13 protein-coding genes, 1 tRNA gene and 1 rRNA gene are annotated in these 15,679 nt (G+C 43.3%); 11 read left to right on the top strand and 4 right to left on the bottom strand.

Going from position 1 to position 15,679, the window contains the following annotated elements; genetic code table 11:
* The first annotated feature begins 166 nt into the window (after positions 1-166).
* From rrf to B5D55_RS10345, 3 genes are all read left to right on the top strand, one after another.
* Positions 167-277: ribosomal RNA gene (gene rrf, locus B5D55_RS10355) — 5S ribosomal RNA — on the top strand.
* A gap of 135 nt (positions 278-412) precedes the next feature.
* Positions 413-1,204 carry a GTP cyclohydrolase FolE2 gene (folE2, locus tag B5D55_RS10350; protein ID WP_078933945.1) on the top strand — a complete coding sequence of 264 codons (792 nt, stop codon included), beginning with the start codon at positions 413-415 and terminating at the stop codon, positions 1,202-1,204.
* A gap of 90 nt (positions 1,205-1,294) precedes the next feature.
* Positions 1,295-2,830: a hypothetical protein gene (locus tag B5D55_RS10345; protein ID WP_078933936.1), complete on the top strand. Its 1,536-nt coding sequence runs from the start codon at positions 1,295-1,297 to the stop codon at positions 2,828-2,830.
* Between the two features lie 124 nt (positions 2,831-2,954).
* Here B5D55_RS10345 and B5D55_RS10340 read toward each other — a convergent pair whose 3' ends face one another.
* A complete protein-coding gene (locus B5D55_RS10340; RefSeq protein ID WP_078933935.1) occupies positions 2,955-4,370 on the bottom strand; it encodes an amidophosphoribosyltransferase in 1,416 nt (471 codons plus the stop codon).
* A 173-nt stretch (positions 4,371-4,543) separates the two neighbouring features.
* Here B5D55_RS10340 and B5D55_RS10335 point away from each other — a divergent pair, with 173 nt between their 5' ends.
* The 7 genes from B5D55_RS10335 (at position 4,544) to B5D55_RS10305 (ending at position 12,359) form a co-directional block, all read left to right on the top strand.
* Positions 4,544-5,542 (top strand): 2-hydroxyacid dehydrogenase, encoded by a 999-nt coding sequence (locus B5D55_RS10335; protein WP_078933934.1) that lies wholly within the window; start codon positions 4,544-4,546, stop codon positions 5,540-5,542.
* A gap of 77 nt (positions 5,543-5,619) precedes the next feature.
* Positions 5,620-7,008 carry a tRNA (N6-isopentenyl adenosine(37)-C2)-methylthiotransferase MiaB gene (gene miaB / locus B5D55_RS10330; RefSeq protein WP_078933933.1) on the top strand — a complete coding sequence of 463 codons (1,389 nt, stop codon included), beginning with the start codon at positions 5,620-5,622 and terminating at the stop codon, positions 7,006-7,008.
* 124 nt (positions 7,009-7,132) lie between these two features.
* Entirely contained in the window at positions 7,133-7,561 is a 429-nt protein-coding gene (locus tag B5D55_RS10325) for a hypothetical protein (RefSeq protein WP_078933932.1), read from the top strand.
* 15 nt (positions 7,562-7,576) lie between these two features.
* On the top strand, positions 7,577-8,587 hold the full coding sequence (locus B5D55_RS10320; RefSeq protein ID WP_078933931.1) for an SPOR domain-containing protein: 1,011 nt from the start codon (positions 7,577-7,579) through the stop codon (positions 8,585-8,587).
* Between the two features lie 154 nt (positions 8,588-8,741).
* A complete protein-coding gene (locus B5D55_RS10315) occupies positions 8,742-10,094 on the top strand; it encodes a diaminobutyrate--2-oxoglutarate transaminase family protein (RefSeq protein WP_078933930.1) in 1,353 nt (450 codons plus the stop codon).
* Between the two features lie 135 nt (positions 10,095-10,229).
* Positions 10,230-11,681, top strand: coding sequence for a pyridoxal phosphate-dependent decarboxylase family protein (locus tag B5D55_RS10310; protein ID WP_078933929.1), 1,452 nt, complete (start codon positions 10,230-10,232; stop codon positions 11,679-11,681).
* A 78-nt stretch (positions 11,682-11,759) separates the two neighbouring features.
* The gene (locus B5D55_RS10305; protein WP_078933928.1) at positions 11,760-12,359 is read left to right on the top strand and encodes a hypothetical protein; all 600 of its coding nucleotides are present in this window, start codon (positions 11,760-11,762) and stop codon (positions 12,357-12,359) included.
* Positions 12,360-12,425: 66 nt separating this feature from the next.
* Here B5D55_RS10305 and B5D55_RS10300 read toward each other — a convergent pair whose 3' ends face one another.
* On the bottom strand, positions 12,426-14,135 hold the full coding sequence (locus B5D55_RS10300; RefSeq protein ID WP_078933927.1) for an AMP-binding protein: 1,710 nt from the start codon (positions 14,133-14,135) through the stop codon (positions 12,426-12,428).
* 336 nt (positions 14,136-14,471) lie between these two features.
* On the opposite strand from B5D55_RS10300, the gene trxA reads away from it, so the two are divergent.
* Entirely contained in the window at positions 14,472-14,783 is a 312-nt protein-coding gene (gene trxA, locus B5D55_RS10295; RefSeq protein WP_078933926.1) for a thioredoxin, read from the top strand.
* A gap of 131 nt (positions 14,784-14,914) precedes the next feature.
* Here trxA and B5D55_RS10290 read toward each other — a convergent pair.
* Both B5D55_RS10290 and B5D55_RS10285 read right to left on the bottom strand, forming a co-directional pair.
* Positions 14,915-14,986 (bottom strand) — tRNA-Cys (locus tag B5D55_RS10290).
* Between the two features lie 60 nt (positions 14,987-15,046).
* Positions 15,047-15,574 carry a hypothetical protein gene (locus B5D55_RS10285; protein ID WP_078933925.1) on the bottom strand — a complete coding sequence of 176 codons (528 nt, stop codon included), beginning with the start codon at positions 15,572-15,574 and terminating at the stop codon, positions 15,047-15,049.
* Positions 15,575-15,679: the final 105 nt, after the last annotated feature.

Genomic DNA, 15,679 nt, shown 5'->3' with positions numbered 1-15,679 from the left:
CGCGAGGCGTTCAGCCGAGCAGTACTAATAAGCCGTGAGGCTTGACCATATTATCGGTTCCGCGTCGGATGGCGTGCAGGGCGTGTTTTTTTTCCTGAATATGATTTTATGCCGCAGGGGCGCGGATGTGTCCCTGCTCCTGCGGCGGATGACACTGTAACAGTCGTCCGGTAGCCATAGTGGAGAGGCAATACCCGTTCCCATTCCGAACACGGAAGTCAAGCTCTCTAACGCCGATGATACTGCCGCAAGGCGGGAAAGTAGGTAGCTGCCGGACTTTTTTTTTCTCTGCCCCCCCCCTCTTGCGGCAGGGGTGCGGATGCGCGGCGCGGGTATTTTTTTCTGCGCCGTTTGTTTTTTACACCAGTCTGTATGTCTTCTACTTTATGCCGGTTTATACTATTATATCTGTATGCGTGATATTCAGAATGAAACTGATACTAGAAAAATTCCTCTTCAAAAAGTCGGTGTGCGAAATGTAAAATATCCGGTAACTGTACTGGATAAAACAAATAAGCTTCAGTTGACAACGGCTACGGTCGATTTGTATGTAAATCTTCCTCATAATTTTAAAGGCACTCATATGAGCCGTTTTATTGAAATCTTTCATAAATATCATACTGACATTTCTATGCAGCACTTTTTGGAAATGCTTGAGGAAATCAGGAGCAGGCTGAGTGCTCAGAAAGCATACGGAACTATAAGATTTCCGTATTTTATTGAGAAGTCTGCACCGGTATCAGAAAGCAAGGGGATTATGGAATACACGTGTTCCTATGAGGCATCAGCCGGAGAAGATGAGCGTGTTTTTTATGTTAATATAGAAGTTCCTGTTGCAACGCTATGTCCGTGTTCAAAGGCTATCAGCGATTATGGTGCGCATAATCAGCGTGGGATAGTAAAAGTCCGGCTTTTGTATTCAGATTTTTTTTGGATTGAAGATGTCATTTCCGTCATCGAAAGCTGTGCCTCTACCCAGTTGTATTCAGTCCTAAAGCGGAAAGATGAAAAATTCGTAACGGAACACGCGTATAATAATCCGATGTTCGTTGAGGATGTTGTTCGCGAAGTCTATCTTGGCTTAAAGCAGATGAAATTTAAATGGTTCAGCGTTGAGGCTGAAACAGAGGAAAGCATACATTTTCACAATGCATACGCCTATGCAGAATATAATGAAAATGAGAAAAAAGTTTACAGTCACTAGAAAAGTTTTTCTTGAATAACAGCTGATATTACGGTATTTTATAAGCATATTCGTTTAATAATTTAAACCTATTAGGAAGGTGGAGCGTTAATGAAACTTTTTAAATTCTCTATGGTTGCAATCTGTTTATTCGTTTTGGGCACGACCGGTGCTTTTGCCCAGGATTTTGGTTTTGATGATTTTGCTGAGGAAGAGTCTGCCTCTCCTGCGCTTGTGTGGAGCGGAAAAGGTGGTTTGGATATTCGCGGCTGGATTGATACGAAAAACGGCTATTCAAGTCTGAGTGACATCGGAGATAATACAAAGATGGAATATCTGCCGTATCTTAATTTGGGAATAAATTACAGCGGCTCTTTTTCTGATTTTGAGGCAAAGACAAAATTCAATAAATGGTCGCTTGGTGATTATAAATGGGATATGCTTGATGAACTGACTGCCCGTTTGTATGCAGGAAATTGGGTTATTGAGGGCGGAAAAATGCGTCTTGTATGGGGAAAAGGTGACAAACTGCATATACTCGATAATTTAAATGCAAATGATTATACAGATTTTCTTATTCCTGATTATATAGACAGGCGGATTTCTGAGCCTATGCTTCACATTGTGTATTCTGCTCCGACTGCGGCGAGTGTCCGCATCGAGGGAGTATATACGCCGATGATGACGGCTGACCGTTTTGCATCTGACGGTCAGTGGGTTCCGTATTCTGTTTCTCATTTGACTGATACTGTGAAAGAGGCTGTAATGTATAATGCAAAGGCTGATTTTGCGGCCGGTAATATAGAGTCTGCCCTTTCTGCCCTCTCATTTGATTCGGACTCTTTATATGAGGATACTGCTTCTTTAAAATACGGTCAGGCAGGACTCCGTATTACAGGTACGGTTGGAAAAGTTGATCTTGGTGCAAGCTATTATTATGGTCACTACAAGCAGCCGTCTGCAAATATGGAGAAATATGCATTATCAGCCAGAGAGATAGCGATTTTACAGAGCCAGGCATCAGCAGGTGATGAAAATGCTGGAAATGCATTAAAAACTGCAAGATATTCTTATCCGTCACTGGATTATGACAGGCTTCAGGTATTTGGAGTTGAGGCGGCGACTGTTTTATGGAAGCTTAATCTGCGTGCCGAGGCTGCCTATAATATGACAGACGATTTTAGCGGTGATGATCCTTGGGTGCATAATAACAGTATTGCGTGGCTTTGCGGTTTTGATATTGACTTGCCGTTCAGTAACTTGAATTTCAATATTCAGGAAACGGGAACTGTTGTTTTGAAGTCTGGCGAAATCAGAGGACTTTTTGAAGAATATGATGTAGATTATGACAACGACGGTCATTATACGAATAACAAAATCGTCATTAATCTTAGCGATTCATATCTTCACGAAAAATTGACTGCGGAAATCTCGGCTGTTGTCGGGATAGAAAATAAAGAAGTCTTAATTATGCCGAAATTAAACTATAATATCCGCGACGGATTTAACGTTGTTTTGCGCGGTGCGTACCTTCATTCTGATGATTCTGACGGCGAATTCTATAATTTTACAGCATACAAGGACGGTTCTTCCGTTAAGACGAAAGACAAGGCATTTGTGCAGCTTGCTGTACGCTACGATTTCTAGCGGTTTTAAAAACAGCTTCGCCCTGTACGGTTCTGGTTTTTGCCGTTATGCGTACAGGGCGAATACAGTCTGTTGTGTAAAATAAATTTTTAGTGGTGCTGCGATTTTTCCTTTCTGCCGGCGCCTATTCTTTTCCGTCCCAGCAGTATGTACACAGCTTGCAGTGTTCAAGTCCGGTGCTGTCAAGCATATCGTCAAGCCGGTGATAGCGGAGCGTCGTAAAGTGTAGCTGCTTTCTGATTTCTTCCAGCATTGCTTCGTATTTCGGGCTGTCCGGATTGCAGTATTCCTTTATGGTTTCATCAGAAACTGAATCTCCCTCAAATTGTTTTATAATTCTTCGCGTAATCAAATCCAGTTCTGACTTTGAGCGTGAGAAATTCAAATATTTGCAGCCGAACATAATCGGAGGACAGGCAGGACGGACGTGGACTTCTTTTGCGCCGCTTTCGTACAGAAAATCTGTTGTTTCCCGAAGCTGCGTACCACGGACGATTGAGTCATCAATAAGAAGGATTTTCTTCCCTTTTATCAGCTGCTGCACCGGAATAAGTTTCATATGGGCAATTAAATTACGCTGATCCTGACTTGTCGGCATAAAGGAACGCGGCCAGGTAGGTGTGTATTTTATGAACGGGCGGGTAAACGGAATTCCTGATTCGTTTGCGTAGCCTACTGCGTGCGCAGTGCCGGAATCTGGAACGCCTGCTATACAGTCCGGCTCAATCTGTCCTTTGTCTCTTTTTGCAAGAAATTTTCCACAGTTATAACGCATCTGCTCTACATTTACGCCTTCATAGCAGGACGTCGGGTAGCCGTAGTAAATCCAAAGGAACGTGCAGATTTTCATTTCTTTCTGCGGTTTCTGAAGAACCTCAACCTTTTCCGGCGTTACGAATACGATTTCTGCCGGTCCAAGTTCCTTGTAATCCTTGTACCCAAGGTTAATATAGGCGTGGCTTTCAAAAGAAAGGCAGAATGCACCGTCCTTGGTTCCGATTTGCAATGGAGTACGTCCGAATTTGTCGCGTGCGCCGTAAATACCGTCTTTCGTCATAATCAGCATTGTCATAGAGCCTTTTATTTTTGACTGAACGTACTGAATGCCCTCAAGAATTGTTTTTTTGTGGTTGATAAGCGCGACAATCAGTTCCGTCTGATTGATTTCACCGCCGCTCATTTCAAGAAAATGCGTGTATCCGCCGTCAAGGACTTCTTTTACAAGTTCATCCTTGTTTGATACGATTCCTACTGTGGTGATGGCAAATGTTCCAAGGTGCGAGTTGACAAGAAGCGGCTGCGGTTCATAATCGCTAATACAGCCTATTCCAATTTTGCCGTGCATTTCTCCGATGTCATCTTCAAATTTTGTTCTGAACGGTGAATTCTGGATATTGTGGATTGAGCGCAGGAATTTTCCGTCCGTGCCAAGAACGGCAAGACCTCCGCGACGCGTTCCAAGGTGTGAATGATAGTCTACACCGAAAAATAAGTCTAAAGAACAGTCTTCTTTTGAAGCAACACCGAATAATCCGCCCATGGTAAAACCTCGTTTTCTTTGGAAATGATTTGAAAAGTATACCGTTTTATCGCATTGTTTTCTATACGTTTTGAAATTATCTGATTTTTAGATTGAATTTTTCATTTAGTGTGAGTATCTTCAGATTAGACATAAGTAACTGTCAGTATGAATTTTATTCAGGAGGTAATACAGTGAAAATTGCATTTTATGACACTCATTCCTATGACAAGGAAAGTTTTGCGAAGGCGAATGAAAAATTCGGGTATACGATTGATTTTTTTGATTTTAAGTTGAGTGAACGGACAGCAGGCGCTGCAAAGGGATTTCAGGCAGTCTGCGTTTTTGTAAATGATGTTGTGAACGCAGAAGTCATACGTATTTTGAAAGAGGAAAACGTAAAGCTGATTATTCTGCGCTGTGCAGGCTTTAATAACGTTGATTTAAAGGCAGCCTATGATGCTGGAATGAAAGTTCTCCGTGTTCCTGCGTATTCTCCGTATGCTGTTGCAGAACACGCCGTGGCAATGCTTTTGAGCCTTACGCGTCATATTCCGCAGGCATACCTCCGTACAAAAACCGGAAACTTTACACTGGAAGGTCTTACGGGCAGGGATTTGCACGGACTTACGGCAGGCGTTTTCGGAACTGGAAAAATCGGACGTATTATGGCAGAACTGCTTTCCGGCTTCGGAATGGATATTATTCTGTATGATCCGTATCCTGATACAAAATGGGCTTCTTCCAAGGGCTTCAGGTATGTAGATGTTCCTTCAATTTTTAGGGAGAGCGATGTCTTGTCGTTCCATTGTCCGCTTACAGAACAGACTCGGCATATCGTAAATCACGATACGATGAAAACGATGAAAAGCGACGCCATTCTGATAAATACAGGACGCGGTGCGCTGATTGACTCAAAGGCGCTTGTTCACGCGCTTAAGCATAATCACATTGGCGGAGCGGCGCTTGACGTATATGAAGAGGAAAGCAAGTATTTCTTCAACGACTGGTCTGCCAACGTTATTACTGATGATGTGCTTGCGCGCCTTATGACGTTTCCGAATGTGCTTATAACAAGCCATCAGGCATTTCTTACGAACAATGCTCTTGCAAACATTGCGGACGTTACGCTCGGTAATGTAAAGGCATTTGAAAATGGTACGGAACTTGTGAATGAGGTAAAACCTGTTTAGCCCAAGTTCTGACGGGAGTTCGAACAGCCGTTCGTCAGCCTGTTCACTAATCTGTCTGTTTTCTTTATACTGACTGTATGACGTACTTTTTTGAAACATACGGTTGTGAGATGAATATCGCAGAATCAGCGGCAGCAGAACAGCTGTTCATTGCGCGCGGCTGGAAAAAAGCTGCATCTGCGCAGGTATGCGATGTTGCTGTCATCAACTCCTGTTCAATCCGTAAGACTGCGGAGGAACGTATTGAAGGCAGGCTCGGATGGTACAGCGGATTGAAGAAAGTGCGCGCCTGCCGTCCTGATGCAAAGGCAAAGCTTCTGGAGGAGGCTGCTGAATACGTAAAGGACGGACCGAAGCCGCTGACTTTAGTTTTTATGGGCTGTATGGCGGAACGTCTGCGTGAGTCTATAAAAAAAGACTGGCCGTGCATTGATTATGTTGTCGGTACGTTTGCAAAGCATCATTTTGGCGAAATTATAGATGCGGTGGAGGAAAAACGCACTCCGTTCGCCCTTGACGATACGGAGTCGTATAAATTCGCATCCCTTTCTTATGAACCGGGTTCATTCAGCTGTTTTGTTCCTATTATGCACGGCTGCAACAATTTCTGTACGTATTGCATCGTGCCGTACGTGCGCGGTCGGGAGTGTTCCCGTCCTGTTGAGGAAATTTTAAAGGAACTTGAAGTTCTGAACGGATACGGCGTGCGTGACGTTACGCTTCTTGGTCAGAATGTGAATTCTTATAACGGCTCGGACAAAAACGGTTCTTCCGTTAATTTTGCAGGACTTTTACAGCGCATTGCTGATTATTTGAAAGAAACGTCATCGTCAATCGGCTGGGTGCGCTTTATGTCAAGTCATCCTAAGGATTTGACGGACGATGTAATTGATGTCATTTCAAAAAATGACGTTCTCTGCCGGCACATTCATCTTCCTGTTCAGAACGGTTCGTCAAAAATTCTGAGTGCGATGAACCGGAAATATACGCGCGAGCAGTATCTTGATTTGGTTACGCGCATAAAAACGGCAATGCCCGACGTTTCGCTTACAACTGACATTATGATGGGATTTCCGGGAGAAACGGAGGAGGATGTTCAGGCTACGCTTGATTTAATGCGTCAGGTTCAGTATGAGTCTGCGATGATGTATTATTACAATCCGCGTGAAGGAACTCCTGCTGCAAAAATGGAGCAGATTCCGCTTGAAGTAAAAAAAGAGCGCCTTCAGAGGGTGATAGACCTTCAGCTTGAGCATACGCATATTCAGATGAGCAGGCATATCGGAGAAACGGCAAAGGTTCTTGTGGAGAGCGTAAGCCGCGACAATAAAGCGGAACTTTTGGGAAAAACGGCGCGCAATGAAAAAGTTGCGTTTGCAGCAGAAAAATCAATGATAGGTTCGTTTGTTACGGTAAAGATAACGGAATTGAGCGGCAATACTTATCGCGGAGTTCTGCTGTCATAAAGTTTTGCCGGAACACGCCTTGGCGTCTGCGTTGAGGTTGTGCTTGAAAAGTCTAATCGAAAGCTGTCCTGTGGAACGGAGTTTCCGGCCGGCTTTTTAATTGAAGTTTTATGGGAGAAGAAAAATGATAGTCCGTCTTATCAGTTCAATAGTTGCACTGGTTATTATTGCATTTTTTGCAGGATTTAATCTTGAAAATAAATGCGATGTAAATCTTCTTTTTTACACGTTTAAGGACGCACCTGTATTTTTTACCGTTGTGTTTTCTTTTGTTGCCGGCGTTATTTTTACAATTCCGTTTGCGTTCTTTTTCCGCACAAAAAAGAAAGGAAACGGAAAGACTGAAAAAAATCCTTCCGGGAATGCAAAGGGTGGGAGCGGCACTGGAAAAGAGCCTGGAAAAGGTCTTTTTTCACGCTTTAACGGTAAGAAAAGCGAAAAAAAATCTGCCACGAATGATGACGTAAAGACAGATAATGCGCCGGAAGAGAAAACGTCTTTTGAGTCCGTTCAGCCTGCTCCTGAAAATTCTGCACCTGAAACACAATATTAAAACGGAAAGTCCCGTATGAAAAATCTCATTGCATTAGTTTTGTTTTTTATGCTGCCGCTCTCGTTTTTTGCACAGGAGCTTACGGCAAAAAAGATAACGGAAACTGCCGTTGCTAAGGAAAATCCGCAGGAGGCTGCCGAATATATTAAGTCGCAGCTTGCTGCCGTTTCTGTTCCGGCGGAAAAGCGTGCCTTGTATGCCTTTTTGGGCAGCCTTTTTGAATCAATGGCTTTGTATGACGAGGCTAAAAATTCTTACGCCGCGGCAGCCGGTATTGCAGCCGGAGATGCCGCCGGTATGCCGAAAAAATCGAGCGAAATGCTTGTAATAGATGCCGTTCGCTGTGCGTTAAGTGCTGGTGATGGCGATGTTGCCCTTCAGTTTTTGAATTCTGCCGTGCGGAACTCAAAAGACGAGTCAATTCAGGCACAGATAAAACTGTATGAGCAGTGGGCGGCGCTTTGCAATGCAGAAAACGCAGACGATATTGCCGAACCTGTTTCTATGCTCAAAGCGTATGCAGACATTCCTTCAATGAAAAGCGTAAATCCTTCTGTCCTGCTTACATTGTGGTATGTTACGGGTGAGGCTGACTTTGGAAACCGTTTGGTAAAAAAATATCCAGAATCTGCGGAGGCAGGAATTGTTACTGGAAAAGTTCAGGTAATGCCGTCGCCTTTCTGGTATTTTGTTCCGCGCCGCAAAATTTCACTTACACAGCCATCTGCGGAAGAAAAAACTGTTTCTGCTACGGAAAACGGCGACGGTACGCAGGGTGAAGCGGCGGTAAAGGCGGATTTTTCAGAAAATCCGGTGAAGCAGCAGCTCGGGCTTTTCCGCGACAAATCAAATGCGGAAGAGTTTGTCCGCCGTCTGAATGAAAAGAATTTCAAAGGTTACATACAGGAAGAAACGCGTTCCAGCGGAACGACATATTATATTGTTCTTGTTGACGAGAATGAAGACGGCTCAATGGGGCTCAAATTGAAAAGTGCCGGTTTTGAATGTTATCCGGTCTTTCAGTGACATTATCTTGCAATGTATTTTTCAAAAAGCTCTTGCCCCGATTTGTTTTATGGTGTACCTTTTAATCTCACAACTTTGAAAAATACTGCCGTTGACAGCAATGTTGGAAAATCCCACGTTAACAGCGAAATGCTGTAAGTAATGGAGAACGTCGATGCTTGAAAATAAGGGCACCAATCAGTATTACATTACCAGACAGGATTCCACAGAATCTAATGCCCGTAGTTATCCGCGCAAATTTCCGTTTGCATTGGCAAAAGCCAGCGGCTCTTGGGTTGAGGACGTAGAAGGAAACAAATATCTGGATTTTTTGTGCGGAGCAGGAACTCTCGCACTTGGTCACAATGACCCTGAGGTAAATCGGGCGATGGTTGAACTTTTGACAAGCGGTGCACCGCTTCATACGCTTGATTTAACGACGCCGGTAAAAGATGCGTTTGTAGACACGGTCTTGCGTTGTCTTCCAAAAGAAATGGCGGACACTGCTAAAATTCAATTTTGCAGTCCGAGCGGAACTGATGCAACGGACGCAGCCTTAAAATTGTGCAAGACTGCTACCGGTCGTACATCCGTAATCGCTTTTCAAGGCGGATATCACGGAATGGGACACGGTGCGCTGGCGTGTACCGGAAATTTAAGTGCAAAATCCAAGATAAACGGACTTATGCCGGAAGTTCATTTTTTTCCGTTTCCGAATTCATACCGCTGTCCGTTCGGATTAGGCGGAGAGGCTGGAATTGAGGCTGCCTGCCAGTTTTTTGAGCGTACGCTGAAAGATCCAGAAAGCGGCATTCCTAAGCCTGCGGCAGTTATTATCGAGCCGATTCAGGGTGAGGGCGGAGTAATTCCTGCGCCGGTGAAATTTCTTCAGACTATTCGCCGTGTTACTCAGGAACTTGACATCCCTATGATTGTTGACGAAATTCAGTGCGGAATGGGACGTTCCGGAAAACTGTTCGCATTTGAATATGCTGATATTATTCCTGACGTGCTGCTTGTTTCAAAGGCAATCGGCGGTTCACAGCCGCTTTCCATTGTCGTGTATAATAAAAAACTTGATGTGTGGCAGCCAGGGGCGCACGCTGGAACATTCCGCGGAAATCAGCTTGCTATGAAAGCCGGAACAGTTGTCCTTAAGCGCGTGAGCGAACCGGAATTTCTTGCAGATGTAGTGCGGAAGGGTGAATTGATTTTATCCCGGCTGAACAGCCTGAAATCTCGTGTATCTATTATCGGTGATGTGCGCGGAAAAGGACTTATGGTAGGAACGGAATTTGTAAATCCGCGCGGAACGAAAGACTCTCTTGGGGCGTTACCGTGTTCCGGCGAGATTGCAGCAAGGGTTCAGCAGCTTTGCTTTGAGAACAAACTTGTTGTTGAAAAAGGCGGACGCAACGGTTCTGTAATGCGCTGTCTTTGTGCGCTGAACATTACCGATGACGACCTGAATGCTGCTCTTGATATTTTTGAGAAAGCAGTTCTTTCTGTTGATGCCGAATACCGCTAGGTTATAACGCTGCTGCCGGCATAAAATGCCGGCAGTGCTGTTTAACTGCTGGACTGTCTGCCTGCGCGGACGGATTGCAATTTTCAAAAGCTTAATATTCCTGCGAAGTGAAATTTTTAATAACGGGGACTACGTATGCAATCTTTATTTCTTTCAAATGACGAAAAAGATAAAAAAGAATATATAAAAATTATAGAGCAGACGGCAGAGGCTGTCTGCGATGCATTTGATTCTTCTTCCGCCTATTCAGGACCGGAGCCTGAAGAATTGAGAAAAGATATTCATCTTGATTCAATTCTTCCTGACAATGGTCTGGGATGGGAGCGCGTCCTTGAACTTACAAAGCAGAAAATTCTTCCGAATATGCTGCGCACTCCGTCTACCGATTATATGCCTCATCTTCACGGTCCTGCCGTCTTGGAATCGCTGGCATCTGAACTCATTATTTCTGCCTACAACCAGTCTATGGATTCCTGGGATCAGGCGCCGGTTGCAACGGAAATTGAGGTTGAGGTAATACGTCATTTGTGCGCTCTGTACAATCTGGGGCAGCAGGCAGACGGCGTTTTTACAAGCGGCGGTTCTCAGTCAAATCAGACGGCTATAATTCTTGCGCGTGACTGGTATTGTTCCGAAATACTGAAATTTGACGTAAAAAAATACGGGCTTCCTGAGCAATTTAAAAAACTGCGTATGTATACAAGCGAAATAAGCCATTTCAGTATGGAAAAATCGGCGCATATTCTGGGACTTGGCTACGAATCTGTAGTAAAAATTCCGGTTGATTCTAAAAAGAGAATGGACACGACCGTTTTGAAAAAAAGAATAGCTCAGGATATTGCAGAAGGAAATCTGCCGTTTTTAGTAGTGGGAACGGTCGGTACTACTGATTTTGGAAGCATTGATCCGCTTTTTGAGATTGCAGCCGTATGCAAGGAGCATAATATCTGGTTTCACGCTGATGCGGCGTATGGTTCCGGCGTTATTTTAAGTGATGCGTATAAAAATCGTGTTGCGGGGCTTGAACTATGCGATTCTATTACTGTTGATTTTCACAAGATGTTCCTTCTTCCTATAAGCTGCAGCGCGGTTCTTGTAAAAAACGCCGCTGATTTTGATGCTCTTACCATTCACGCCGACTATTTGAACCGTGAGGAAGATGAAGAGGACGGTTACATAAATCTTGTTGACAAGTCCTTGCAGACGACAAGACGATTTGATGCGCTAAAAGTGTGGATGAGTTTTCTTTGCCGCGGAAAAGACGGCTGGTCTGAAATTATAACAAAAAGTATGGAGAATGCTTCATATCTCTATACGCTTTTGAAAAAAAATCAGCGTTTTTCTGTAATTACAGAGCCGGAAATTACATCGGTTGTATTCCGCTTTGTGTCCGGCACGGAAAAAGACGACGACATTAACCGCGCCGTTCGTAGAACGCTTCTTCATAAGCACGGGATTGTTGTTGGGCAGACAGTTGCAGACGGAAATGTGTGCCTGAAATTTACTCTTTTAAATCCGCTTATGACGCATAAAAAACTTGAGCAGCTGATTTCGGTTATTCAGGCCGAAGGAGAAAAACTTATCTAGTATTTTCTTCTTTATCCTTTTTATTGTTTCGTGATATAATCATTGCATTACATATTGTTTTATCGAAGGGATATAAGTATGCTTACCTGTTATCATTGCGGAAAAATTCTTTTTGGAAAGAAGGTTTTAGGACAAGTCGGTTCCAGCATTTATTATTTTTGCAGCGAAAAATGCAGAAGTGCAGTGTGGAATAAAGCAGGCGTGAAAAATCTGGAGGATGCGACGATTTCTTCCGAAGAAATTAAAACCGGCTCAAATTACAACAGTTTTAACCGCACTAAAGTCTGTAAATCTGGTTCTCCGTCAAAACTGTCGGTGCAGGGGGCAGAGTACAGCTACAGCGCAAAAACTGACCGCGTTACAATAAAAGTTCAGAATATCAGCAATACTTCCGATTCTATGACAGGAATGCTTCGTCTTGAGCTGTTTCTTTCAAAAAACGGTATCTATCAGCCGGGCGCTTCTGTTTCCGGAGTTACGCTTGCCGTCAGCTCTGAATATGAACCGCTTAAAAAAAATTACAATTATACAAACGTAACGTCAGCATCATTAAAGAAAAATACGCCGAAAACAGGAACGTATCAGCCGGTTCTTTTTGTAAAGGAACTGAATGAGGACGGAAACTGGTATGTGGCAGGATTTGCAAATTTTCCGAGTCCGCAGAAGTGGAATTTATAGCGGATTGACCGTAAAAACAAAAAGCAGCTCTTCGGCTGCTTTTTGTTTTCTTTCAGGAAGTTTTTGCTAGAATTCCTGCTTTATTTTATCCGTGTCCTTGCCTTTGTCCCTCTCGCGGATTTCTACGCGGCGGATTTTACCTGAAATCGTTTTCGGCAGTTCCGGGAGGAACTCAAAGATTCTCGGGCATTTATACATTGCAGTATTTTCTTTTGCAAAAGTCGAAAGTTCAATTTCCATTTCTTTTGGGTCTTTTTTATCGTAGCCAGGAGAAAGAACAATCGTTGCCTTTACAGCCATTCCGCGTTTTGGATCTTCAACACCAGTAACGGCACATTCCATAACGGCAGGATGCTTCTGTAAAATTGACTCGACTTCAAACGGACTTACGCGATAGCCGGCAGTCTTTATAATATCGTCTTTGCGACCGACAAACCAAACGTAACCGTCTTCGTCCATATAAACGTTATCCCCAGTGTGATATACACCGCCGTCAAACGCATTTGCAGTAAGAGCTACATCCTTGTGGTAACCCATCAAAAGTCCGAACGGTCTTCCATCTTCTACGTGAATGCAAAGCTCGCCGATTTCGCCTGCTGGAACGCTCTTGTTGTTTGCATCAAGAATTTCTACATTATAAAGCGGATTTGGTCGTCCCATTGAACCAGGACGGATTTCTGAAAGTTCAAGGAAGTTTCCGCAGATGATTGTTGATTCTGTCTGACCGTAACCTTCATAGATTTTCTTTCCAGTCTGTTCAAGCCATTTGTTGTATACTTCATCATTCAGGGCTTCTCCTGCCGTGCTGAACCTTGTACATTTGCTCAAGTCGTATTTGCTCAAGTTCTGCCGTACAAGATAGCGGTATACAGTCGGCGGTGCGCAGAAAGTCGTAAGTCCGTATTTTGAAATCATCTCAAGCATTTTTGCAGGTTTGAACATATTCATATCGTAGACAAACAGCGCAGTGCCGGCAATCCACTGACCGTAAAGTTTTCCCCAGGTTGATTTTGCCCAGCCTGTTTCTGCAATTGTAAGGTGAAGTCCGTCTTCTACAACACCGTGCCAGTATTTTGCCGTCATAATGTGACCGATCGGGTAGTCGTAGTCCTGTAAAACCATTTTCGGATAACCTGACGTTCCTGACGTAAAATACAAAAGCATAGGGTCTTTGTTATGGGTAGCAGCTTCTCCAACCGGACGCGGAAATTCTGCCGGCGCTTTTTCATATTCTTCGTGGAAGCTGATCCAGCCGTCGCGTTTTTCCTTGCCGACAGTTACAAGATACTGAACTGTTTTTGAATTCGGCATTGATTTTTCAATTTCGCCCTGAATAATCGGATTGTCATACGAAATTATCATTTTGACATCAGCGGCATTCGTACGGTATTCGATGTCGCTTTGCAAAAGCTGGTCAGTTGCAGGAATGACGATTGCACCGATTCTGTGAAGTGCTGGCATTAAAATCCACCATTCATAGCGGCGGCGAAGAACGAGCATTACAGTGTCACCCTTTTTAATTCCTTTTGAAACAAGCCAGTATGCAGCACGCTTTGATTCACGCGAAATATCGTCAAACGTAAAAGTTTTCTCTTCACCTTCGTCATTAATCCAGACTAACGCACGTTTTCCCGGAAAATCAGAAGCATATCTGTCAACAATGTCATACGCAAAGTTGAAATCTTGTTTTGTTTTTAATTTGCAATTTTTTTTGAAATCTTCATAATCTGTAAAATCTCTGTCATCAACAAGGTATTCGTGATATAAACTAGACATAATGTAGTCTCCTATAAAAAGTCTATGATAAGCATATTTTCTCTCTGCGAAAGCGCCTATCATTGTCAGGATAAAAGCAGGCAAAAGCCGCTTTATTTTGTAGATATGCTGCTGTAAAAGTGCAGAAAAGCATCAGCGCAGCAGGGGATTTTCAGTACTGATTATAATAACAAGCTTGCAATCCTTGATGCCTTTCTATAATATAAGACACCGAAACTGCAAAATAGTTGCATAGATTATTACATTTATTTTTATCAATGTCAAAAAGAATATTTCTCTTTTCTTTTTTGTTCTATATGCGTATATTTGAATTATCAGTAGTTAAAGAGGTATTTTATGGCAACAAAAGAAGTAACGATTGAGAATTTTCAGAGCGAAGTTCTGGAATGCAATGTCCCTGTCCTTGTTGATTTCTGGGCTTCCTGGTGCGGACCATGCAGGATGGTTTCTCCGCTTATAGACGAACTTTCTGAGGAACATCCGGAATATAAATTTGCCAAGGTAAATGTGGATGAGCAGATTGCGCTTGCAAATAAATATAACGTTATGAGCATTCCTAATCTCGTTGTTTTTAAGAACGGCGAGGTTGTTTCTCAGGTTGCAGGAACACGTCAGAAAGAAGAAATCCTTGAATTGCTGAAAAAATAAGCTGTTTTTTCAGAATAAAAGTAAAGAGGGCTGTTCAAAACGAACAGCCCTCTTTTTATATGTAAACGGACTGCGGCTTTGCCTTGACCAGCCCGAAAAAAAAAGAGCAGCTCATTGCTGAACTGCTCTAAAGGCGTCTAACAGAATCGAACTGTTTCATAGTGGTTTTGCAGACCATCCCCTTCCCACTTGGGTAAGACGCCGAATTGCATTTAATATAACAAATAAAGAAAAAAATGTCTAGAGGTATTCCGCTGTATTTGCTATCTTTTTAGGTCAGGAGTGATTGAAAGCAGCGTATCTATAACTGCCTTGCATTCTTCCGGCGTATCGTAAACAAAAGTGATTGTTCCGCGCTTATCAGTCGTAACCCGCAATACGCGTTCGTTCTGGCGCTGCTGTTCTTCCTCTGTGTAGGAAAGCACCGGGAGGGCATATATTTCTTTTAACGGTAAAAAATGTCCTCCGCCTATAAGACCGTTTTCATAAACTCCGCATTTATTGAACAGCGCGGTTTCTTCCGTTCCCATAGCGGCACCAAGAATGGCAACCGTGCAGATAATTACCGTTGCAGAAAGGCTCATATCCTTAAAACCGAGCAGTGCAATCAGTGCACCGCTGAAAATCATTATAAGGAGCGGAAGGAGCAGCTGCTTGTTGTGTACGGCGAGAAGCTGTTTTCCGGCTTTTTTAAGTATGTAGGTTCTCCTGAGCGGCGTTGTAAGCAGGATGACGATATATATGAATGCTGCGCACAGTATTATAACGGTTTTTAATGTTTTCTGAGTCATTTTCCGTTTTCCTTCTTTTTTTGTTTGTCAGATATTTGTGCGTAGATTTAAGTAAACGCTGAGTATTCTGAATGCGGATTATTCAGTGAAAGCGATGATAATTCG

It is taken from the genome of Treponema porcinum (assembly GCF_900167145.1).
In the GTDB taxonomy this organism is placed as follows: Bacteria; Spirochaetota; Spirochaetia; order Treponematales; family Treponemataceae; genus Treponema_D; species Treponema_D porcinum.
This window is presented reverse-complemented; position numbering and strand designations above follow the sequence as displayed.